Genomic DNA, 20,893 nt, shown 5'->3' on the forward strand with positions numbered 1-20,893 from the left:
TCAGTCCAGATCCCGAAGCGACACCACAAGTCGCTGGATCGCGGTGAAGTGACCGACGACGGCGAAGACGACGAGCAACCAGCCGACGACCGAAAGGCCACGGATTGGCTCGCCGTACACGAACGCCACGACGCCAACAACCCCGGTGAGTGCGAGGCGATCAGCCCGACCCAAGAGACCGCCATAAACCCGGTCAAGTCCGACTGCCTGGGCCTGGGTTCCCAAGTAGGATGTCATCAACACGCCCGTGATCGCTGCGACACCGAGATCCCAGCGGTCGATGCCCCCAGCTAGCCCGACGAGGACGAGCAAGTCAGCATAGCGATCGAAGACGTGATCGAGCAGGTCACCGGCCGCCGATTCGGTTCCCAGTTCCCGAGCGATTGCACCGTCAAGCAGATCGAGCAGGCCGTTGAGAAACACCAGGAATGCGCCCGCGAGATACCAGCTCGGCGCAGATGGGCCGAAGTAGAACGCGACGGCGGCCCCACCGGCGACGAGCAGTGCTACGACGCTGACGGCGTTCGGCGTGAGCCCGAGCCGAACGCTCACTGCGACGAACGGGTCGAGCAGTCGGTCCGTGAGTGGACGGAGCCGATCGAGCGTCATAGGTAGTCGATGTAGGATACCGCCCCGGCCCCTGGCTTGCGATCCCCGTCGATGACGGCTTCGATCTCGGTGGCGACCGCCTCAGGCGAGCGATCGGTCGTCTCGATCTCGTAGACTGATTCGCCGCCGTGCTCCTCGATCGCCTCGACGAGAATGACGTCCAGGGCCTCACTCTCGGCGTTTTCCTGTGCGCTTTCTTCGCTCTCGCCGCGGTCGCTCAGTCGCTGTTCGATCGTCTCGGGATGACAGCGGAGGACGATCACGCGATCGACTGGAAGGTGATGGGCGAGGTGAGATTCGACGACGACATCGTCGCGCCCGTCGAACCAGTCCCGGACGGCGTCGAGATCGGCGATCGTCGAATCGCGTTCGTCGTCGACGCCCTGTGAAAGCCCTTCCTGCGTGATGACTTCGTTGAGATGAACGACATCCAGATCCCGTTCCAGACGGTCCGTTGCGCTCGTTTTGCCAGTGCCGGGCGTCCCAGTGACGGCGACCCTCACGAATCGAGCACCTCGTTGATGGTTTCGACCGCCGTCTTCGTCTCCGCACGGGTCCCACAGGTGATCCGGACGTGTTCGGGCAGACCGAAGCTCGAACAGTCCCGGACGATCACGCCCCGCTCTTTGCTCTCCTGGGCGACGCGCGTCGCGTCACCGACCTCCGCGAGAACGAAGTTTCCGCCGCTCTCGTAGGTCCTCGCGTCGAGATTGTCCTGATAGTATTCGCGACTCCACTCGACAAGGTCCCGGATCTTCTGGATGTGTTCCTCGTCGTCCAGTGCGGCCAATCCGGCCCGGCAAGCGAGCTCACTCGCCGAGAAGGGCGTGTTGATTCGCTCGTAGGCATCGGCCCACTCCGTGGGCGTGATGGCGTACCCGAGTCGAAGGCCGGCGAGACCATACGCTTTCGAGAACGTGCGGATGACCGCGACGTCATCGCGCTGTCTAACAAGTTCAACGGCACTCGGACGGTCGGCGAACTCGTTGTAGGCCTCGTCGACGACCACGAGCGTCTCCTCGTCGGTCCGGTCGGCGATTGCTTCGATCTCGTCGAGAGAAACCTGCGATCCCGTGGGATTGTGCGGGCTCGTCAGGTAGACTATTCGCTCGCCGTCGTAGCCATCGAGGACGCGATCGGGTGACTGGTGGAAGCCGTCGTCGGCCACGAGCGGATAGGTGTGGACCTCGCCGTGGTGATACCGGGCGCTCATCGAGTGATAAGTAAAGTCCGGGTCGGGGACCAGTGCGGCTTGCCCGGGGTCAAGCATCGCGCGGGAAAGGGCGTCCATCGCACCGTCGCCCCCGTTTGCCGGCCAGATCTGGGCCGGGTCGACGTCCCAGCGGTCGGCCAGCCGCTCGACGAGATCAGCGTGGGAGGCTTTCGGATAGGCGTGAATCCGTTCGGCGTGCTCGCGGATCGCTTCAACAGCCTTTGGACTCGGGCCGATGGCGTTCTCGTTCGAAGAGAGTTTGATCAGGTCGTCGGGGTCGACGCCGAGTTCGCGGGCGGTCTCTTCGATCCCGCGCCCGGCACGATAGACAGTGTGGGAAGAGAGGTCCCGTGGGTTCATACCCGAAGGGTGGGGGGCGGGCACTCTTAAGCGTGCATACCTGTCGCTACGGGGCGTTCGAATCGGGAAAACAGGCCACTCAGGCGAACGTCTTCGAAACTTCGTCGTCTTCCTCTTCGGCCTGGATCTTCTCCCAGGCGTCGACGAAGTCGGCCTCGGTGACCTCAGTCCGGTCGTCGCGGATGGCGAGCATCCCAGCCTCGGTACAGATCGCCTTGACGTCGGCCCCACTGGCCTCCGTCGCTTCTTCAGCCAGGCGAGCGAAGTCGACGTCTTCGGCGAGGTTCATCTCGCGGGTGTGGATCTCGAAGATCTGCTCGCGGCCCTCGATTTCCGGCTTTGGCACCTCGATGAGGCGGTCGAAGCGACCGGGCCGGAGGATGGCGCGGTCGAGCATGTCAAAGCGGTTGGTGGCGGCGATGATGCGGATCTCCCCGCGGTCGTCAAAGCCGTCCATCTCCGAAAGGAGTTGCATCATCGTCCGCTGAACCTCGGCGTCGCCGCTGGTCTTTGAGTCCGTTCGCTTCGAGGCGATCGCGTCGATCTCGTCGATGAAGATCACGGCGGGTTCGTGCTGGCGTGCGAGTTCGAAGAGATCGCGGACGAGTTTCGCGCCCTCGCCGATGAACTTGTGGACCAGTTCCGAGCCAGCCATCTTGATGAAGGTGGCGTCGGTCTCGTTGGCGACGGCTTTCGCCAGCATCGTTTTCCCGGTCCCTGGCGGGCCGTGCAGCAGGACACCACTGGGCGGATCGATACCAACCTCGTCGAACATGCCGGGATTCTTCATGGGCATCTCGACGGTCTCGCGAACTTCCGAAACCTGGTCGTCAAGCCCACCGATGTCCTGGTAGGTCACCTGTGGGCTCTGATCGACCTGCATCACGCGAGCACGAACGTCCGTCTCGTCGTCAAGCGTCTTGACGATCGACAGCGAGTTGTTGACCGCGACACGTTCGTCGGGTTCGATGTCCTCGCGCATTTCGTCGGTGACTTCGGTGAGGGCTTCCTGGTTGTTCCCGTGCTGTTTGATGATGACGCCCTCGTCAGTTAGCTCTTGGACCGTTGCCACGAACAGCGGGGACTGCTTGAGCTTCTTGTTCTCGTGGTTGAGGCGTTCGAGTTTCTGCTGGTACTTGTTGTTCTCGGCATTGGCATCCAGCAGCTTGTCCCGCATCTCCTCGTTTTGGTCCTCGAGGATGTCGAGTTGTTCTTCGAGCGCTTCGAGTTTCTCCTGTTGGGACGCGTCTTCGTCGTACGGTTGCTCGACGTCGTCCACCGTATCCGTCATTGAACGTCCCTAGCGGGTCTGCCAACAAGAGGCTTCGGGTCACGACGAATACTCGCCCAATCCGGCAGTTGAGGCAAATCCTGACCGTTCTTCGACTTGATCGACAGGGCAGGTGACATGGGTAGAGAATAACCAAAAGTTATAATTAGAGATAGTAAATATTATCACCCTGTATCAGTTACGACGGAGTACGATGAGCGTCACGGAGTCACCACAGGTCGAGCCAGCACAGGACCCCGGTTGGGAAGCCGTCGAAGAGCTGCCACCGAGTGCGAAACTCGTCGCCAAGTCCCTCGAATACAACGACAGCTTGACCCAGAGCCAACTCGCCGACGAGACGCTGTTGCCGGCCCGGACGGTTCGGTACGCGCTAAATCGCCTCGAAGACGTCGGCGTCGTCGACTCGCGGTTCTCGTTTGCCGACGCCCGCAAGCGCGTCTACACCCTGTCGATCGAGTGATCGCGGGCTCGTCGTCCACTTTCACCCACCTCGCGGAACGTCTTTAGGACCCGGTCGCGTAGCCGCCGGCAATGACGCAGGTGATACACACCGGCGACACTCACCTTGGCTATCGGCAGTACCATTCCGCCGAGCGCCAGTCGGACTTCCTGGATGGGTTTCGAACGGTCACGACCGACGCTATCGAGTCGGATGTCGACGCCGTTGTTCACGCCGGCGACCTCTTTCACGATCGGCGACCCAGACTGCAAGACATCATGGGAGCGATGTCGATCCTCCGTGACCTTGCTGACGCGGAGATTCCGTTCCTGGCCGTCGTCGGCAATCACGAAGGGAAACGCGACGCCCAGTGGCTCGATCTGTTCGAGTCACTCGACCTGGCGACGCGACTCGACGCGACGCCGACCGTGATCGGCGATACCGCCTTCTACGGGCTGGACTTCGTTGCGCGCGCCCAGCGAGACGCCTATCAGTACGACTTCGAACCACACGACGCCGACCACGCGGCTCTCGTCTCACACGGCCTGTTCGAACCGTTCGACCACGGCGACTGGGACGCCCGCGAAATTCTCAGTGAGTCCGACGTCGCGTTCGACGTGATGTTGCTCGGTGATGACCACACCCCGGCCAAGCGCGAGGTTGAGGGCACGTGGCTCACCTACTGTGGCTCGACCGAGCGGGCGAGCGCGGACGAGCGAGAGGCACGCGGGTACAACATCGTCACGTTCGACGACGAGGTGGATATTCGACGTCGATCCATCGAGACCCGCGAGTTCGTCTTCGTTGACGTCGAACTCGCCGAGGGAGAAGGGGGAAAACGAGTGCGCGAACGAGTCGGCCAGCACGACCTGACGGACGCCGTCGTCATCGTCACGATCGAGGGCGAGGGCGAGCCAGTGCCGCCGGCCGGGATCGAGGAGTTCGCCCGCGATCGCGGGGCCCTGATCGCCCGCGTCAACGATCGCCGGGAGATCGACGAGGAATCAGCCTACCAGGTGAGTTTCGCCGATCCAGACGACGCCGTCCACGAACGTATCCAGCAACTCGGCCTCAGTCCCGCCGCCCAGGAACTCGACGAGGTCGTCCGGGCGAGCAAGGTCGCCGACTCGAACGTCGACGATTCCGTCCAGGGCCGCGTTCGCGAACTGGTAACGGACGCCGACGCCGACACTTTCGAGCCGGCCCCGCCCGAGGCTAATTCTGACAAGCAACAGACCGAGGAATCCCAGGACGACACCGACGAGAACGATGTCGACCCAACGGGCGTGGCCGACGAAAGCCCCGTCGACTCAGCTGGCCCGGCTGAGGAAGATTCCGAGACACAACGTCACGACGACGATTCCAAGACACAACGTCACGACGACGATTCCAAGACACAGCCTCACGACGACGATTCCGAGACGCAGCCAAACGACGACGATGCCAAAGACGCTGGCGTCAGCGACGACTCGTCCGGCACTGACGAAGCTGCTCCCGGAGACCAGTCCCACCCTGACGGGGACGGCGAGGATCAGGCCACGATGGAGGAGTACCTATGAGATTCGAGCGCATCCGGTTGGAGAACTTCAAGTGCTACACCGACGCCGATCTGCGACTGGATCGCGGCGTGACGGTCATTCACGGTGTCAACGGCAGCGGGAAGTCATCGTTGCTCGAAGCCGCCTTCTTCGCCCTGTACGGGGCGCGGGCGCTCGATCGAACGCTCGAAGACCTGGTGACGATCGGGGCCGAGGAAGCCACGATCGAGCTGTGGTTCGCCCACGGCGGAAAGTCCTATCACATCAAACGACGCCTCCGCGTCCGCGACGATCGGGCGACGACAGTCGAATGCGTCCTCGAAGAACCGGATGGCACGGTTGAGGGCGCACGCGACGTCCGCGATCGGGTTGCTACACTGTTGCGGATGGATCACGCGGCGTTCGTCAACTGTGCGTACGTCCGCCAGGGCGAAGTCAACAAGCTGATCAACGCGACCGCGAGCGAGCGCCAGGACATGATCGACGACCTCCTCCAGCTCGGTCGCTTAGAGGAATACCGCCAGCGGGCCAGCGACGCCCGCGTCGGGGTCGGCCGCGTCTTGCAGGACAAGGAAGGCTCGCTCTCCCAGCTCGACGAACAGATCGAAGCCAAGGAAGCCAAAGACCTCCACGAGCGACGCAACGCCGCCGAGACGGATCTGGCGTCCGTGAGGGAGGAACTCGAAAACTACGAAGAGCAACGCGAGACTGCAAAGGAGACGCTCTCGGACGCCGAATCGGCCCTGGAAGAGTACGAACAGCGACGCGACGAACTCGACGAGGTCGAGAGCGAGGTCGACGACCTGACTGAGACGGTCGAGGCGACAGAATCGAAGCGCGAGCAACTGCAGACGGAGATCCGTGAGCACCGTGAACGGCGCGAAGAGGTCGAGGAGACCATCGACTCGGCGATTGAATCAACGGAACTGGCCGCGGATGCCGACCGCGGAGCACTCGAAAATCAGCTCGAAGAACTGCGATCACAGGACGAGGACCTCCGTGACGACATCGAGAGTCACAGACTCGACGCCCAACGCCACCGCGACGAGGCCGAGTCACACCGCGAGGAAACCGACGAGTGCGAGACTCGGGCTGCCGAGAAGCGCGAGCGTGCCGACGAGCTTGAGTCCGACCTCGAAGACACACGGGAGGATCTGGCCGACCGTCGCGAGACGCTTTCAGACGTCGACGAGCAGATCGACGCGATCGAGGCGACCTTCGAGGACGCGCCGATCGCCCTCGGTGAGGCAGACACGTTCCGCGAGGAGGTCCAGGACGAACTGGACGAGATCGACGACGAACTCACGTCGACCCGGGCGACCATCGAACACCTGGAAGAAACAATTCAGGAGGCAGAAGAACTCCTCGACGCGGGCAAGTGTCCGGAGTGTGGCCAGTCAGTCGAGGGCGCACCGCGTGTCGACACGCTCGAAGCCGATCGCGAGCGACGCCAGGAGCTGGAATCCGAACGTGAGGCCGTAGAAGACGATTATGCGACGCTCGAAGACCGGCTGGAACGCGCCAAAGCGCTCCTCGACCGTGAGAGTGAGTACGACCGCCTCCAGGAGAAGCGCGAGACACTCGCGGAACTGATCGGCGATCGGGAAACGACAATCGAGGAGACAGGCGAGCGAATCGAGACCCTTCGAGATGAGGCCGACCAACTGGACGAACAGGCCGAGGAACATCGTGAACAGGCCGAAGAAGCAAAAGCAGCGGCCAAGGAGGCCCAAGAAGCGATCGCGGACTGCAACGAGGGCCGCGCGGAGCTGTCGGATCGGATCGACACCATCGAAGATATTCTCGAATGGCTGGAGGAACGCGAGGACATTGCAGACGCGATCGAGCAACGCCGCGAGCGCCGCGAGCAACTGGCCGAGATGAACGACGAGCGACGGGAGCGATTGACGGCGCTCCGGGAACGACGGGCCGATCTCGAAGAGGCGATCGACGAGGACCGCCTCGAAGAAGCCAGGGCGGACAAGGACCGAGCGGAAACCTATCTCGAAGAGGTCCGCGAGGAAATCGAGCGCCTCGAACAGCGCCGCGACGACCTGCAGGGCAAAAAAGGAGCTCTCGAAAACGAGATCGAGGAGTTGCAGTCACTCAGGGACCGTCGCGAGGAACTCGCTGCCACTGTCGACCGGCTCGATTCGCTGTACGACGAGGCCGAGCAATTACAGGAGATGTACGGCCAGCTTCGGGCCGAACTCCGCAAGCGAAACGTCGAGACCTTAGAGCGGATGCTCAACGACACGTTCGACCTCGTCTATCGGAACGACTCCTACGATCGGATCGAACTCGATGAAGAATATCACCTGACGATCTACCAGAAAGACGGGCAGGCCCTCGACCCAGACCAGCTCTCGGGCGGGGAACGAGCATTGTTCAATCTGAGTCTCCGGGCGGCGATCTACCGGCTCCTGGCCGAAGGGATCGAAGGGACGGCACCGACCCCCCCGCTGATTCTCGACGAACCGACCGTCTTCCTGGATTCGGGGCACGTCTCACAACTGCTCGAACTTATCGAGTACATGCGCGCGGAGATCGGCGTCGAGCAGATCGTCGTCGTCAGCCACGACGACGAACTCGTCGATGCGGCCGACGACCTCGTTCACGTCAGCAAGGACGCCACAACCAATCGCTCGACTGTGAGCCGCCGCGAGGCAACTGCCCTGCCGGCGGATTGATCGGTGGGAGCGACAGAGCCACGAAGAGGCAGGTTCACTCCGTATCGAGTATTGTCGCAAGCGCGTCCGTCGCCACGTCAGTCGTCCCGTAGCCCCGTTTTCCGGCAACCGATTCTTCCTCGATCAACCCAGCAGCCCGAAACTCGGCCAGTTGGCCATGCAGATCGCTCTCGCAGTACTCGTAGCGATCGAGCAACGTAGTGACGGCCACTGGGCCGTCGCGATTGATTTCGAGGAGTAAGCCAAGCGCCTGTTCAGTCCGGACCGCAGTGAGGACAGCCCGTACCGGGCTCGAAACGGTTGCTGAGACTGCCTCTAGCGGGGACTCCTCGATCGGTTCGAGGGTCGATTCGGGCCGATAGGACTCCTGGCCGGTCTCGGGATCGCGAACGAGCCACTCCGACCCCGACCGCTTGACGAGGAGATACGTCCGTCCATGCTCGTCACGTACCGTCCGCATGGTCGCCATTTCGCTCGCGCCGGGATAGCACTTTGGACGGCCAAGGGAGACTGTCAGTCTGCAAGCCGCTCTCGTTTGAACGCCCAGTATCGAGCGAATCCGTATCCGGCGAAAAGCAGCCCGACCGCGAGTAAGCCGCCACCAATGCGGAGATTGCCTCGAAAGTACAGCATCATCGGCCCGACAGTGACGCCAAACAGCGCCACGTTGAACACCAAGACGAGTCGCCAGAACAGGGCCGCGACTGCCCCATCGAGCGCATCCTCGCCGGGGTCCGGTTCGGGCACGTCGACCGCCGGGACTAGATCCGTCGGCTGGTCGTCGTTGTCGCCGACGAGATCGTCGATAAGGTCGCGATCGGACACGCTGTACGTTCGGGTCGCCGGCCTCAAATCGGCTTCGGGTAGGCGTGACCGAAGGATAGCTACCGATGGGCCGAGAGATCGATAGCGTCGTCGCTGAACACCCACGAAAGCGGGTTCTCTGCGTCGTAGAGTACAGTGCCGTCGTCAGTCTCGTAGAACTCGACGGTTGCGGCCGTCTCGGACGGTTCGGGGAGACGTTGCTCCCCGCTCGGCACTCCGTCGCTCCGGCGTCCGTCGGCGGGGTTCGTCATAACTACGATAAGTGGTATGGTATGACATGGCATAAACTTTGTTCCCTCGGCAGGCGACCGGGGAGTTTTTGCACGGGCAGGCGAACGCTACGCCAATGGTAGATTCCGGGGAACAGATCGGCCTGGACGATTTCGACGGGGGGGTCGACAGACCGAACGAAGAGGCCCAGGCCGTCGCCGGCAACGGCGGCCACCAGGCTGGCGTCGTCGAGACCAGCGAGTGGCGATATCCCGAGGCCGACGGGACGGTCGAGCTCTTCGTCACGCAGGTCGATTACACGATCGAGGGTAGCGGAGACGACGAATATCCTGTCTTGCACGTCTTTGGTCGTACCAGCGACCACGAGCTAGAACATATCCGCGTCTACGAGTTCAAACCGTACTTCTATGCGCCAGCAGCGTCCGTCGATGAAGACCGCCTCGCAAGCTACGATGCGATCACCGGGTGGGAATACACTGACGATGACGGGAACGCCTACGAGTCCATCCGCGGCGAGGAACTGATGCGGATCTTCGGTCGCACACCGCGTGACGTCGGGCAGATCCGTGACGACTTCGACCATTACGAGGCGGACATTCTCTTTCCCAACCGTCTGCTGATCGACAAGGACATCACCAGCGGCGTTCGCGTCCCAGCGCGGCGAACTGACGACGGTTCGATCCGGGTCCCCCACGACGAAATCGAGGCCGTCGATTACGACGCCGAGGCGCGGGTCAACACCTTCGACATCGAGGTCGAAGACCGCTCGGGCTTCCCCGAAGACGGCGAGGAGCCGATCATCTGTCTCACCAGCCACGACTCCTATCGTGACGAGTACGTCGTCTGGCTGTATGACTCGCCAGTCGGAATCGACCCGCCGGAGGCACTCGATGGCTACGAACCCCTGGAAGACGATTTCGAGGCCGACGTCCGCGTCTTCGACGAAGAGGAGGCGATGCTTGGGGCGTTTCTCGACTACATCGAGGAAACGAATCCAGACTTGCTGACCGGGTGGAACTTCGGTGATTTCGACGCACCCTATTTCATCGACCGACTGGACGTTCTCGACGCTCGGGCCGAGGAAAATCTCGACATGAACCGGCTGTCCCGCGTCAACGAAGTGTGGCGGTCCGACTGGCAAGGCCCGGATATCAAGGGCCGTGTCGTGTTCGATCTCCTGCGGGCCTACAAGCGGACGCAGTTCACGGAACTCGATTCCTACCGTTTAGAGGATGTCGGCCAGGCTGAACTCGGGGCCGGCAAAGAAACCTACACGGGCGACATCGGCACGCTCTGGGAAGAGAATCCCGAACGCCTGCTGGAGTACAACCTCCGGGACGTCGAACTGTGCGTCGAACTCGACCGCAAGCAGGACATCATCGCCTTCTTCGAGGAGGTGGCCTCCTTCGTCGGGTGCAAACTCGAGGACGCCCCCACACCAGGGGACGCCGTCGACATGTACGTCCTCCACAAGGCCTTCGGGAATTTCGTTCTGCCCTCGAAGGGCACCGTCGAGTCCGGCGAAGAGTTCGAGGGCGGGGCCGTCTTCGAGCCGATCAGCGGGATCAAGGAGATGGTAAGTGTCCATGACTTGAAATCTCTCTATCCGATGTGTATGGTGACGATTAACGCATCCCCGGAGACGAAGGTTGATCCAGAGACCTACGACGGGGAGACGTTCCGGGCACCCGATCCCAGCGGCCAGCACTTCCGGAAAGAACCCGACGGGATCGTTCGGGAGATGGTCGAAGAACTATTATCAGAGCGCGAAGAGAAGAAGTCCCTCCGAAACGATCACGAACCCGGAACCGAGGCCTACGAGCTCTATGACCGGCAGCAAGGAGCTGTCAAGGTTATTATGAATTCTCTCTACGGCGTTTCGGGATGGGATCGATTCAGGCTCTATGACAAGGACAACGCCGCCGCCGTGACCGCGACGGGGCGATCGGTCATCGAGTACACCGAATCGGCTGTCAACGACCTCGGATACGAGGTGACCTACGGGGATACCGACAGCGTTATGATAAGTATGGAGGATGATATGTCGGTCGCGGATGCGATCGATCGCTCCTTCGAGATCGAGGAGGCGATCAACGCCTCCTACGACGAGTTCGCCCGCGAGACGCTACAGGCCGATGAGCACCGCTTTCAGATCGAGTTCGAGAAGCTCTACCGGCGGTTCTTCCAGGCGGGGAAGAAGAAGCGCTACGCGGGCCACATCGTCTGGAAAGAGGGCAAGGATGTCGACGACATCGACATCACCGGTTTCGAGTACCAGCGCTCGGACATCGCGCCGATCACCAAGCGCGTCCAGAAGGAGGTTCTCGACTTGATCGTCACCGAAGGCGATGTCGACGCCGTCACGGAGTATCTTCACGACGTGATCGAGGACTTCCAGGCAGGCAACGTCAATATGGAGGACGTGGGTATCCCCGGTGGGATCGGCAAGCGCCTGGACAATTACGACACCGATACCGCCCAGGTCCGGGGGGCGAAGTACGCAAACGAGTTACTTGGGACGAACTTCGATCGCGGGAGCAAGCCCAAGCGCCTTTATTTGAAGAAAGTCCACCCCGAGTACTTCCGACGGATCGAAGACGAACGCGGTCTCGATCCTTCCCGGGACCTCATCTATGGCGAATTCAAACGCGATCCGGACGTGATCTGTTTCGACGTCGCCGAACAGATCCCCGAGGAATTCGAGGTCGACTGGGAGAAAATGCTCGAAAAGACCCTCAAGGGACCGATCGCCCGCGTCATCGAGGCTTTAGACGTCTCCTGGCAAGAGGTCAAAAGCGGCCAAGAGCAGACGGGGCTCGGCCAGTACATGTGAGACGGACAGTCCCCATCGACTTCATCGTTCGGCAAGATTCTTTCTGATTCAGCCAAAGCAAATATCTTGTGTTGCGAAAGCTTCATGGGTGAGAGGAACCACTTTTCGGTTGACCTAGAACATGGCAACACTCGAAATCAATAGTCTCCACGCGAAGGTAGCCGAAGAAGGTGGCGAGCGGATTCTCGAAGGGGTCGATCTGACGGTCGAGTCCGGCGAGATTCACGCGCTGATGGGACCGAACGGCAGCGGGAAATCGACAACGGCGAAGATAATCGCCGGTCACCCTGCCTACGAGGTGACCGACGGTGACGTATTGCTGCACCTTGACAGCGAGGAATACGACGAGGAGATTCCCGAGGACCTGCAGACGTGGGATCTCCTCGACCTCGAACCGAACGAGCGTGCAGCCCTCGGAATCTTCCTCGGCTTCCAGTATCCGGCCGAGATCGAAGGCGTCACCATGGTGAACTTCCTCCGAACGGCGCTGAACGCCAAGCTCGAGGGCCGCGAGGAGCTCTTCGAAAACGACGAGGAAGCAGAGGCCGAAGACGACGAAGAGGCGGGCTATGATACCTCGCCGATGGAAGGGGCCGCCGACGAGGGCGAGGTCAGCGTCGCCGAGTTCCAGCAGCTCTTGAAAGAAAAGATGGAGCAGCTGGATATGGACGAGTCCTTCGCCGAGCGGTATCTCAACGTCGGGTTCTCCGGCGGCGAGAAGAAACAGAACGAGGTCCTGCAAGCGGCGATCCTCGAACCCGAGATCGCCGTGCTCGACGAGATCGACTCCGGGCTTGACATCGACCGCCTTCAGGATGTCTCGAAGGGGATCAACTCCCTCCGGGACGACCAAGGGACGGGCGTTCTCCAGATCACCCACTACCAGCGCATCCTCGATTACGTCGAGCCCGATCACGTCCACGTGATGCTCGACGGACAGATCGCACAGAGTGGCGGGCCGGAACTGGCCGAAAAGCTCGAAGACGAGGGCTACGATTGGGTTCGCGAGCAGGTTTACGAGGCTGCCTGAGGTGACCAACGTATGAGTTCAGACAACGACCTCGAATCGACCGACACGGAGGCTCGATTCGAATTCAAGAAAGAAGAGAAGTCGGCCTACGAAGCTGAGGTCGGCCTCACAGAGGAGACTGTCCGGAAGATCAGCGACGACAAGGACGAGCCCGATTGGATGCTCCAACGGCGCCTTCGCGCCTTGGAGCAGTACAAGGAAATGCCGATGCCGACGGACTGGCCCGGACAGCCGGACCTCTCGGAAGTCAACGTCGACGAGATCATCCCCTACATCCGCCCAGACATCGAGACTCGCGGTGGCGAGGACGACTGGGACGACCTCCCCGACGAGATTCAGGACACCTTCGACAAGCTGGGCATCCCCGAGGCCGAACAGCAGGCCCTCTCTGGGGTCGGCGCTCAGTACGAGTCCGAGATCGTCTACCAGAACATGCAGGAGCAGTGGGAGGAGAAAGGCGTCGTGTTCATGGACATGGACAAGGCCGTCCAGGAACACCCCGAGCTCGTCCGTGAGCACTTCATGACCAAGGCTGTCCCGCCCAGCGACAACAAGTTCGCGGCGCTACACGGTGCGGTCTGGTCGGGCGGGAGCTTCGTCTACATCCCCGAGGGCGTCACTGTCCAGATGCCCATCCAGGCGTACTTCCGGATGAATTCGGAGGGAATGGGCCAGTTCGAGCACACCCTCATCATCGCCGAGGAGAACTCGGAAGTCCACTACATCGAGGGCTGTTCGGCACCCCAATACGCCCGTCACAATCTCCACAGTGGGGGCGTCGAAGTCTTCGTCAAGGAGGGTGCCCACGTCCAGTACTCGACGGTCCAGAACTGGTCGAAGAACACCTACAACCTCAACACCAAGCGCGCCATCGCCGAGGCCGACGGCCGCATGGAGTGGATATCCGGGTCGATGGGCTCGAAGGCGACCATGCTGTACCCGAGTACGATCCTCAAGGGCCCCGGTGCCAGTGACAATCACATCACCATCGCCTTCGCGGGCGAAGGCCAGGACATCGACACCGGCGCGAAGGTCTACCACAACGCGCCCAACACGAAGTCCACCATCGAATCGAAGTCCATCGCCAAGGACGGCGGGCGGACGAACTACCGCGGGCTGGTTCACATCGCCAATGGGGCGAAAGGATCCCAGACGAACGTCGAATGTGACGCGCTGATGTTCGACAACGAGAGTACGTCGGACACGATGCCGTACATGGAGATTCAGGATAACGAAGTTGACGTCGCCCACGAGGCAACTGTTGGGAAGATCGGCGACGAGGACATCTTCTACCTCCAGAGCCGGGGCCTGGACGACGACGACGCAAAGCAGATGATTGTCGCTGGGTTCATCGAGCCGATCACGGAGGAGCTGCCGATCGAGTACGCCGTCGAACTCAACCGTCTCATCGAACTGGAGATGGAGGGGAGCCTCGGATGAGCACGCAGGTACACGCAACTGTCACTGAAGCGGACGTCGAGCAGATCTCCGCGGAACTGGGCGAGCCGGACTGGCTAACTGAGACGCGCCTCGAGGCCTTCGAAGCGCTCGAAGCGCTTCCGATGCCGTCGGTCATCCGCACGCCCGGGCGAGACTGGACGAACCTCGACGCGCTGGATTACGAGGAACTCGTCGACCCGCTTGAGTGGGCCGAGGAAAAAGACCGCGTCGAGGCCGAGGGCGTCGAGGTGCTCTCCTGGGCGGAAGCTCTAGAGGACCACGGCGACCTGATTGAGGACCACTTCGGGAGTGTCGTCGATCCCCAGCGGGACTATCTGACGGCGCTGTCGACGGCACTGTTCGGTGCCGGGACGGTCGTCTACGTCCCCGAGGGTGTCGACGCCGAGGACGTCAAGATCCGGACGACGATGAACTCCCGGTCGCTGTTCAACTACACCTTGGTCGTCGCCGAAAAATCGTCGTCAGTGACGATTCTGGAGCGCCAGCACACGGGCGAACCCGTCGAGGGCGACCAGTACTATTCGGGTGTCGTCGAGGTCACTGCCGGCGAGAACGCCACCGTCCAGTACGGGGCCTTGCAGAATCTCGCCGAGGACACGTACAACTTCTCGATCAAGCGCGGCCACGCAGACACCTACGGGACGATCAACTGGATCGAAGGCAATCTCGGCTCGCGGCTGACCAAAACCAGCGTCGAAACCCGCTTGCTTGGCGACGGCTCTGAGTCGAAGATCGTCGGGGCCTTCTTCGGACACGACGACCAGCACTTCGATCTCGCCTCGCGCGTCTGGCACGAGGGCGAGCACACGACGGCCGATCTCGTCACGCGAGGCGTGCTGGACGACACCGCCCGCTCGGTGTACGAGGGAGTTCAAGATGTCGGAGAAGATGCGTGGGACACCAACTCCTACCAGCGGGAGAACACCCTCATGTTGAGCGACGACAGCGAGGCCGACGCCTCGCCGAAGTTGATCATCAACAACCACGACACGGAAGCCAGTCACTCCGCAACGGTCGGGCAGGTCGACCAAGACGATCTGTTCTACATGACCTCACGTGGCGTCGACGAGGAATCGGCGACGAACATGCTCGTCGAAGGCTTCTTCGTGCCGGTGTTAGAAGAAGTCGAAGTCGACGAACTTCGCGAGGACCTGGACGCGCTGGTCCTCGAACGCCTGGGCATCTGACCTCGGAGATTGGGATCCGGGAACGAGTTTAAGGGCGTGCCACACGGAGCCTCACACATGTCTCTCGGCCCCAATCGCATACCGGAGGTGAGTCGGTGAGCCTCAGAGAGCCGATCGCCTCAGACCACCAGCTCGCCCGACTCTTACAGATCGGCGTCGTCCTGCAGGAAGTTATCGAAGCCAGGTCGAGCAAGCATATTGAATCGAACGACGGTCTCGAAGGGGAGCTACACGCACTCCTTGAGGACGCGATCGACCAGGCGAACACCCATCGACGGCGCTTAGAGACCCTAATCGACGATCTCGACGCTAACAGCGTGGCCTACGAGGACATCGAACCACTGGTCGAGGCCCAGTACCAGGCCGATCAGGACTTCGACGATATCGTGTACGACCAACTCTGTAACGCCGAAACAGCCTACAAGTTCTTCGACGACCTCCTTGATGCACTCGCCGAAAGCGAGGCGTCCGTTGGAATCGACAGCGACGAACTGGAACAAACGCTTGGCGACCTACGTGGGGCCGAAGCCCGGGGCGTCGAGGCGGTAACGGACGTCATGGAGGAACGAGCATGAACACTGGGCCAGCGGTGATCGACAGAACGAGACGGAGGGATGCGACGTGAATACTGCAGACCAATATCTCAAGGCCATCTACCTCGTCCAGCAACAGACAGACGAACCGGCTTCTACCGGCCGGATCGCCGATCGACTGGGCGTGAGCCCAGCCAGCGCCAACGAGATGGTCGGCAAGCTCGAGGAACGCGGGTTAGCCGATCACGAGAAGTACAACGGTGTAACGCTGACTGACGAGGGAATCATCCAGGCCAGAGACGCGCTTGAGACGTATTGTATCATCGAACGATTCCTCTTTCAGGTACTGGAAGTCGAAGAATTCCGAACCGAAGCCCGGCAACTCGAGAGTGTTATCGACGAGACAGTCGCCGAACGCCTCGATACGATCGTCGAGCGCGAACCGGAGTGCCCGGACTGTTTCGACGCCGAAAACGACGTCTGTGAGTGTCTCGACGTCGAGTTCGGTGCCTCGGATTGACTGTCCACCTGGAAAGACGAATGCTCACCGGCGAAGCAGCGACTGGAGACGCTCGAAAATTCCCTCGTCGTCGCCGAGTTTGAGGTAATAGGCGTCGCCACCATCTTCGTAATAGCCGTCGATCCGGCGGACGATCTCGAAGCCGATATGCTGATAGAATTGCATCGCTTCGCGGTTGGTCGTCCGAGCGTGACAGGAAACGTTCCGATAATCTTTGACGACACGAGCGACGAGTCGTTTCCCCAACCCCTGCCCACGATACTCCGGATCGACCGCCAGAAAGAGCATATAGCCGTCGCGGCGGACCGCTGCAAATCCAATCAGCGTCGAACGCCGCCCACCGTCATAATAGGCGTAGACGGTCGAGCGACGGTAGGCGTTTTCGAAGAACCGGCGGCGCTGCCGGAGAACGCCGTTCTCCTCGCGGATGCGTTCTTTGAGCTGCCACGCGGCCTCGACGAAGTCGTCGTCGCCGCGTTCGACGCGTGTTGACTCGACGGTCACGCTCACTATCGGCCATAATACGCTCCAGCCTATAATTCCACCGCCCGACAGAGGATTTGCCGGCCAGTTTCTCGTCCCGCAATGCTTTCAGGAGTGCCGCCAAACACTGTCTATATGTCGCTGTCCGATCGGTCCCGGGATCGTGCCACGAAGCTACGCGAACGCGTCAAACAGTCGCTCTTTACGGGACTTGCTATCACCGTGCCGCTATTGATTACGCTGGTTGTGCTCAGTCTCGTCGCCGGGTTCGTCTTCGGCCAGCTCGACCCATTGATCGAGGTACTCGAAAACATCGCGGGGGCAGATAGTGGGACCCCACGGATCGTTCTGGAACTACTGGCAGTCCTGATTATCCTATTCGTGATCTTTCTGATCGGATTTGCCGCCGAGAGCCGCCAGGGGGACGGCCATCTCGAGGCACGATTCGACCGGGCGATGGGGAATATTCCCGGGGTTGGAACTGTCTACCGGACGTTCGACGAGATGAGCGAGATGGTCACGGACGCCGACACGGCCAGTTTCAAAGAGGTGAAACTCGTCGAATTCCCGACGCCCAACTCATATGCACTAGGATTCGTCACCGCTGAGACGCCAGATCGCTTCGAAGAACGTATCGACGACGGCGAGATGCTGACACTGTACGTGCCGATGTCACCGAACCCCGTCATGGGAGGATACGTCATCTACGTCCCGAAAGACCGCTGTGTGGACGTGGATATGAGTATCGAGGCAGGGATCAAGTCGATCATGACCAGCGGCGTCTCGATCGGCGAGGAAACGACAGCCGAAGAGGTCGAGAGTGTCCTCCCCGACGCCGAGGACTTCCCCGTTGACTTGCCGATGACAAACGAGGATGCCGAATCGACGACGGACGGTGACAGCCAGTGAGTTTCGAGCTGAGGGACCACACGGCGGACGTGGCTGTCGAGGCGACGGGAGAAACACTGGGAGGCGTGTTTGCAGCGACGGCCGACGGAATGGCTGGTGCGATGTGCGAGACCGTCCCGACAACCGGCGACCGATTTGAGTGTGCCGTCACTGCCGAGCGTCGAGATGCGCTTCTGTTCGATTATCTGGACGAACTCATCTACCAACGGGACGTTCGGGGCGTCCTCCCGGTCGATAATCGAGCCACAGTCGAGAAGTCCGGCGACGACTGGTCAGTCGACGCTAGCGCTCGGGGCGTCCCCCTGGAAACGATCTCCGCCCGAGAGATCAAAGCCGTCACGTACTCCGAAATGGTCCTCGAAACGACTGAGGACGGCTGGCACGTCTACGTCGTCCTCGACGTCTAACCCCTCACTATCGAATTCCAGAGATCGTCGTGTCGGTATCACATGTTGCTCGCTACGACACGTGCTACGGTGTGCAGACACCTGTGGCAGGGATTGTCCAATCCGTGTGTATTCTTTCCCTCATAGCGAAGACGATTTCCCCGAAGGCAAAATTGATGTGTGAATAGCCCCTTCTACTGATGATGCGAGAACGCAACCAAAACTGGTGGCCAAACCAGTTGGATCTCGGGATTCTCGACCAGAATGCCCGCGATGACACCCCCTACGAAGACGACTTCGAGTACGCCGAGGAGTTCCAGAAACTCGATCTCGATGCGGTGAAGGACGATCTCGAAGAGTTGATGACCGAATCCAAAGAGTGGTGGCCGGCTGATTACGGCCACTATGGCCCACTCTTTATCCGGATGGCCTGGCACAGCGCCGGAACGTACCGCACAACGGACGGTCGGGGCGGTGCCGCCGGCGGCACCCAGCGGTTCCCGCCGCTGGATAGCTGGCCGGACAATGCGAACCTCGACAAGGCACGACGCCTGCTCTGGCCGATCAAGCAAAAATACGGCCCCAAGCTTTCCTGGGCCGATCTGATCGTCCTGGCCGGCAACGTCGCTATGGAGTCGATGGGCTTCGAGACGTTCGGGTTCGCTGGTGGGCGCGAGGACGACTTCGCCCCCGACGAGGCCGTCGACTGGGGGCCGGAAATGGAGATGGAAACCTCCGAGCGATTCGGCGAGGACGGCGACCTCGAGAACCCGCTCGGTGCCACCGTCATGGGCCTCATCTACGTAAATCCGGAAGGCCCGGACGGCGAACCGGCCCCGGAAGCTTCGGCGGAAAACATCCGCGAGTCCTTCAGCCGGATGGCGATGAACGACGAAGAAACCGTCGCGCTCATCGCCGGCGGCCACACCTTCGGAAAGGTTCACGGAGCCGATTCCGGCGACAATCTCGGTCCCGAACCCGCCGAGGCCCCGATCGAACAGCAGGGGCTTGGCTGGGACAACGAACACGGCTCGGGCACGGGCAAAGATACGATCACCAGTGGGATCGAGGGCCCGTGGAACACCACGCCGACCGAGTGGGACATGGGGTACATCGACAACCTGCTCGAGCACCAGTGGTGGCCCGAGAAGGGGCCCGGCGGCGCCTGGCAGTGGACGACCCAGAACGGCGAACTCGACGAATCGGCTCCCGGCGTCGAAGATCCCGAGGAGAAAGAAGACGTGATGATGCTCACGACGGATATCGCCCTCAAGCGGGACCCGGACTACCGCGAGATTCTCGAGCGCTACCAGGATAACATGATGGCGTTCGGGATCAACTTCGCGAAGGCGTGGTACAAGCTGATCCACCGCGACATGGGGCCGCCAGAGCGCTTCCTCGGCCCCGAAGTCCCAGAGGAAGAGATGATCTGGCAGGACCCACTGCCGGATGCTGAGTACACCCTGATCGGCGAGAGCGAAGTCGCAGACCTCAAGGAGACCATCCTCGGATCGGATCTCTCCCGATCCCAGCTGGTCAAGACGGCCTGGGCATCGGCCTCGACGTACCGTGACAGCGACAAGCGTGGCGGTGCGAACGGCGCTCGCATCCGACTGGAACCCCAGCGGAGCTGGGAAGTCAACGAACCCGACGAACTCGAGACGGTCCTTGCCACCTACGAGGACATCCAGACGGCGTTCAACGACGCCCGGGACGACGACGTTCGCGTCTCGCTGGCTGACCTGATCGTCCTCGGTGGGAACGCCGCGGTCGAGCAGGCAGCGGCCGACGCCGGCTACGACGTGACGGTACCCTTCGAACCCGGCCGGACCGACGCGAAAGCCGAGCAGACCGACGTCGAGTCCTTCCAGGCGCTGAAGCCCGAAGCCGACGGATTCCGTAACTACGTCGGCGAGGCGGCCGAGCGCAAGCCCGAGGAGATCCTGTTGGACAAGGCAGAACTGCTGAACCTGACTGTCCCCGAGCTGACGGTCCTGGTCGGCGGGATGCGCCAACTGGGCGCAACCTACGGCGACACTGACAAAGGCGTCTTCACCGACGAGCCAGGGACGCTCTCGAATGACTTCTTCGTGAACCTGCTCGACATGGGCTACGAGTGGGAGCAGACCGACGACGAAAACGGCTACGAGATCCGCGACCGGGAGACGGGAGAGATCGAATGGACGGGGTCGCGCGTGGACCTCATCTTTGGATCGAACGCGCGACTCCGTGCCGTCTCGCAGGTGTATGCGGCCGAGGACGGCGAGGGGCAGTTCGTGGAGGACTTCGTTGACACCTGGAGCAAGGTCATGCAGGCCGATCGCTTCGATCTCGAATAACGGCCGTCTCACCCTC

Annotated in this window: 20 protein-coding genes; 12 read left to right on the top strand and 8 right to left on the bottom strand. The window is 61.4% G+C overall.

The window, feature by feature from the left end:
- The 4 genes from HZR20_RS10100 to pan1 form a co-directional block, all read right to left on the bottom strand.
- Nucleotides 1–609: a CDP-alcohol phosphatidyltransferase family protein gene (locus HZR20_RS10100; RefSeq protein WP_181686470.1), complete on the bottom strand. Its 609-nt coding sequence runs from the start codon at nt 607–609 to the stop codon at nt 1–3.
- Nucleotides 606–1,112, bottom strand: coding sequence for an adenylate kinase family protein (locus HZR20_RS10105; protein ID WP_181686471.1), 507 nt, complete (start codon nt 1,110–1,112; stop codon nt 606–608). The genes HZR20_RS10100 and HZR20_RS10105 overlap by 4 nt, the downstream gene beginning before the upstream one ends.
- Nucleotides 1,109–2,182, bottom strand: coding sequence for a histidinol-phosphate transaminase (hisC, locus tag HZR20_RS10110; protein WP_181686472.1), 1,074 nt, complete (start codon nt 2,180–2,182; stop codon nt 1,109–1,111). The genes HZR20_RS10105 and hisC overlap by 4 nt, the downstream gene beginning before the upstream one ends.
- Nucleotides 2,183–2,261: 79 nt before the next feature.
- The gene (pan1, locus tag HZR20_RS10115; RefSeq protein ID WP_181686473.1) at nt 2,262–3,473 is read right to left on the bottom strand and encodes a proteasome-activating nucleotidase Pan1; all 1,212 of its coding nucleotides are present in this window, start codon (nt 3,471–3,473) and stop codon (nt 2,262–2,264) included.
- A gap of 193 nt (nt 3,474–3,666) precedes the next feature.
- On the opposite strand from pan1, the gene HZR20_RS10120 reads away from it, so the two are divergent.
- The 3 genes from HZR20_RS10120 to rad50 all read left to right on the top strand — a co-directional run bounded on the left by HZR20_RS10120 (nt 3,667) and on the right by rad50 (nt 8,140).
- Entirely contained in the window at nt 3,667–3,933 is a 267-nt protein-coding gene (locus tag HZR20_RS10120) for a MarR family transcriptional regulator (RefSeq protein ID WP_181686474.1), read from the top strand.
- A 71-nt stretch (nt 3,934–4,004) separates the two neighbouring features.
- Entirely contained in the window at nt 4,005–5,471 is a 1,467-nt protein-coding gene (gene mre11 / locus HZR20_RS10125; RefSeq protein ID WP_181686475.1) for a DNA double-strand break repair protein Mre11, read from the top strand.
- Nucleotides 5,468–8,140, top strand: a complete 2,673-nt coding sequence (gene rad50, locus HZR20_RS10130) for a DNA double-strand break repair ATPase Rad50 (protein WP_181686476.1) — start codon at nt 5,468–5,470, stop codon at nt 8,138–8,140. The genes mre11 and rad50 overlap by 4 nt, the downstream gene beginning before the upstream one ends.
- A 34-nt stretch (nt 8,141–8,174) precedes the next feature.
- Here rad50 and HZR20_RS10135 read toward each other — a convergent pair whose 3' ends face one another.
- Genes HZR20_RS10135 through HZR20_RS10145 form a run of 3 tightly spaced genes read right to left on the bottom strand, consistent with a single transcriptional unit; the run spans nt 8,175 to nt 9,216 of the window.
- The gene (locus tag HZR20_RS10135) at nt 8,175–8,600 is read right to left on the bottom strand and encodes a DUF7346 family protein (RefSeq protein WP_181686477.1); all 426 of its coding nucleotides are present in this window, start codon (nt 8,598–8,600) and stop codon (nt 8,175–8,177) included.
- A 53-nt stretch (nt 8,601–8,653) separates the two neighbouring features.
- Nucleotides 8,654–8,965: a DUF7322 domain-containing protein gene (locus HZR20_RS10140; RefSeq protein WP_181686478.1), complete on the bottom strand. Its 312-nt coding sequence runs from the start codon at nt 8,963–8,965 to the stop codon at nt 8,654–8,656.
- A gap of 59 nt (nt 8,966–9,024) precedes the next feature.
- Entirely contained in the window at nt 9,025–9,216 is a 192-nt protein-coding gene (locus HZR20_RS10145) for a DUF7331 family protein (protein ID WP_181686651.1), read from the bottom strand.
- Between the two features lie 95 nt (nt 9,217–9,311).
- Between HZR20_RS10145 and HZR20_RS10150 the strand changes: the two genes are divergently transcribed.
- From HZR20_RS10150 to HZR20_RS10175, 6 genes are all read left to right on the top strand, one after another.
- Nucleotides 9,312–12,029 carry a DNA-directed DNA polymerase gene (locus HZR20_RS10150; RefSeq protein ID WP_181686479.1) on the top strand — a complete coding sequence of 906 codons (2,718 nt, stop codon included), beginning with the start codon at nt 9,312–9,314 and terminating at the stop codon, nt 12,027–12,029.
- Nucleotides 12,030–12,150: 121 nt separating this feature from the next.
- Nucleotides 12,151–13,059, top strand: coding sequence for an ABC transporter ATP-binding protein (locus HZR20_RS10155; protein ID WP_181686480.1), 909 nt, complete (start codon nt 12,151–12,153; stop codon nt 13,057–13,059).
- 12 nt (nt 13,060–13,071) lie between these two features.
- Nucleotides 13,072–14,499 carry a Fe-S cluster assembly protein SufB gene (gene sufB, locus HZR20_RS10160; RefSeq protein WP_181686481.1) on the top strand — a complete coding sequence of 476 codons (1,428 nt, stop codon included), beginning with the start codon at nt 13,072–13,074 and terminating at the stop codon, nt 14,497–14,499.
- Nucleotides 14,496–15,707, top strand: a complete 1,212-nt coding sequence (gene sufD / locus HZR20_RS10165; protein ID WP_181686482.1) for a Fe-S cluster assembly protein SufD — start codon at nt 14,496–14,498, stop codon at nt 15,705–15,707. Before sufB ends, sufD begins: the two co-directional genes overlap by 4 nt.
- Nucleotides 15,708–15,802: 95 nt before the next feature.
- On the top strand, nt 15,803–16,282 hold the full coding sequence (locus HZR20_RS10170) for a ferritin-like domain-containing protein (RefSeq protein ID WP_181686483.1): 480 nt from the start codon (nt 15,803–15,805) through the stop codon (nt 16,280–16,282).
- A gap of 46 nt (nt 16,283–16,328) precedes the next feature.
- A complete protein-coding gene (locus HZR20_RS10175) occupies nt 16,329–16,760 on the top strand; it encodes a metal-dependent transcriptional regulator (protein ID WP_181686484.1) in 432 nt (143 codons plus the stop codon).
- A 24-nt stretch (nt 16,761–16,784) separates the two neighbouring features.
- On the opposite strand, the gene HZR20_RS10180 is transcribed toward HZR20_RS10175, so the two are convergent.
- Nucleotides 16,785–17,270, bottom strand: coding sequence for a GNAT family N-acetyltransferase (locus tag HZR20_RS10180; protein WP_181686485.1), 486 nt, complete (start codon nt 17,268–17,270; stop codon nt 16,785–16,787).
- 108 nt (nt 17,271–17,378) lie between these two features.
- Between HZR20_RS10180 and HZR20_RS10185 the strand changes: the two genes are divergently transcribed.
- The 3 genes from HZR20_RS10185 to katG all read left to right on the top strand — a co-directional run bounded on the left by HZR20_RS10185 (nt 17,379) and on the right by katG (nt 20,877).
- Nucleotides 17,379–18,152 (top strand): DUF502 domain-containing protein, encoded by a 774-nt coding sequence (locus HZR20_RS10185; protein WP_181686486.1) that lies wholly within the window; start codon nt 17,379–17,381, stop codon nt 18,150–18,152.
- Nucleotides 18,149–18,559, top strand: coding sequence for an archease (locus tag HZR20_RS10190; protein ID WP_181686487.1), 411 nt, complete (start codon nt 18,149–18,151; stop codon nt 18,557–18,559). Before HZR20_RS10185 ends, HZR20_RS10190 begins: the two co-directional genes overlap by 4 nt.
- 182 nt (nt 18,560–18,741) lie before the next feature.
- Nucleotides 18,742–20,877 carry a catalase/peroxidase HPI gene (gene katG / locus HZR20_RS10195; RefSeq protein WP_181686488.1) on the top strand — a complete coding sequence of 712 codons (2,136 nt, stop codon included), beginning with the start codon at nt 18,742–18,744 and terminating at the stop codon, nt 20,875–20,877.
- Nucleotides 20,878–20,893 lie beyond the last annotated feature (16 nt).

Origin of the sequence: Halorhabdus salina, from assembly GCF_013839425.1 — an archaeon.
GTDB classification, from domain to species: domain Archaea; phylum Halobacteriota; class Halobacteria; order Halobacteriales; family Haloarculaceae; genus Halorhabdus; species Halorhabdus salina.

Bases quoted from the DNA above. Each gene is read 5' to 3' on its own strand.
- HZR20_RS10100 (WP_181686470.1), bottom strand. From the start codon at position 609: ATGACGCTCGATCGGCTCCGTCCACTCACGGACCGACTGCTCGACCCG.
- pan1 (WP_181686473.1), bottom strand. From the start codon at position 3,473: ATGACGGATACGGTGGACGACGTCGAGCAACCGTACGACGAAGACGCG.
- rad50 (WP_181686476.1), top strand. From the start codon at position 5,468: ATGAGATTCGAGCGCATCCGGTTGGAGAACTTCAAGTGCTACACCGAC.
- HZR20_RS10155 (WP_181686480.1), top strand. From the start codon at position 12,151: ATGGCAACACTCGAAATCAATAGTCTCCACGCGAAGGTAGCCGAAGAA.
- sufD (WP_181686482.1), top strand. From the start codon at position 14,496: ATGAGCACGCAGGTACACGCAACTGTCACTGAAGCGGACGTCGAGCAG.
- sufB (WP_181686481.1), top strand. From the start codon at position 13,072: ATGAGTTCAGACAACGACCTCGAATCGACCGACACGGAGGCTCGATTC.
- mre11 (WP_181686475.1), top strand. From the start codon at position 4,005: ATGACGCAGGTGATACACACCGGCGACACTCACCTTGGCTATCGGCAG.
- HZR20_RS10135 (WP_181686477.1), bottom strand. From the start codon at position 8,600: ATGCGGACGGTACGTGACGAGCATGGACGGACGTATCTCCTCGTCAAG.
- hisC (WP_181686472.1), bottom strand. From the start codon at position 2,182: ATGAACCCACGGGACCTCTCTTCCCACACTGTCTATCGTGCCGGGCGC.
- HZR20_RS10150 (WP_181686479.1), top strand. From the start codon at position 9,312: ATGGTAGATTCCGGGGAACAGATCGGCCTGGACGATTTCGACGGGGGG.
- HZR20_RS10185 (WP_181686486.1), top strand. From the start codon at position 17,379: ATGTCGCTGTCCGATCGGTCCCGGGATCGTGCCACGAAGCTACGCGAA.
- HZR20_RS10120 (WP_181686474.1), top strand. From the start codon at position 3,667: ATGAGCGTCACGGAGTCACCACAGGTCGAGCCAGCACAGGACCCCGGT.
- HZR20_RS10145 (WP_181686651.1), bottom strand. From the start codon at position 9,216: ATGACGAACCCCGCCGACGGACGCCGGAGCGACGGAGTGCCGAGCGGG.
- katG (WP_181686488.1), top strand. From the start codon at position 18,742: ATGCGAGAACGCAACCAAAACTGGTGGCCAAACCAGTTGGATCTCGGG.